Consider the following 394-nt stretch of genomic DNA (forward strand, 5'->3'; position numbering starts at 1 on the left):
CGCGAAAATTGAAATGAGGTAGGCTGGCGACGGCAGGCAGGCGCGTCGCCGCATTTTTTGCTTCGTCTTACTTCACGTACTTGCGGAACTCCGGCTTGCGCTTTTCGCGGAACGCATTGCCGCCTTCCTTGGACTCGTCGGTTTCGTAATACATTGCGAGCGCTTGCATTGCGAACGCACCGATGCCGCGAATATTCTCGGTATCGATATTGAACGATCGCTTCGCCAGCGCGATGGCCGTGGGGCTCATCTGCAGAATCTCGTCGCACCACTTTTTCGTTTCGGCATCGAGTTGCTCGGGGGGCACGACTGCGTTGATGAGGCCCCAGTCGAGCGCCTGTTTTGCACTGTATTTGCGGCACATGTACCAGATTTCCCGTGCGCGCTTCTCGCC

Annotated in this window: 1 protein-coding gene; it reads right to left on the minus strand. The window is 57.1% G+C overall.

What is annotated here, in order from left to right:
* Window positions 1-67: 67 nt before the first annotated feature.
* The coding region (locus AB4Y44_RS42495) for an enoyl-CoA hydratase-related protein (RefSeq protein WP_368702828.1) at window positions 68-394 on the minus strand (327 nt) is incomplete at its 5' end.

This window comes from Paraburkholderia sp. BR10937, from assembly GCF_040965695.1.
Lineage (GTDB): Bacteria > Pseudomonadota > Gammaproteobacteria > Burkholderiales > Burkholderiaceae > Paraburkholderia.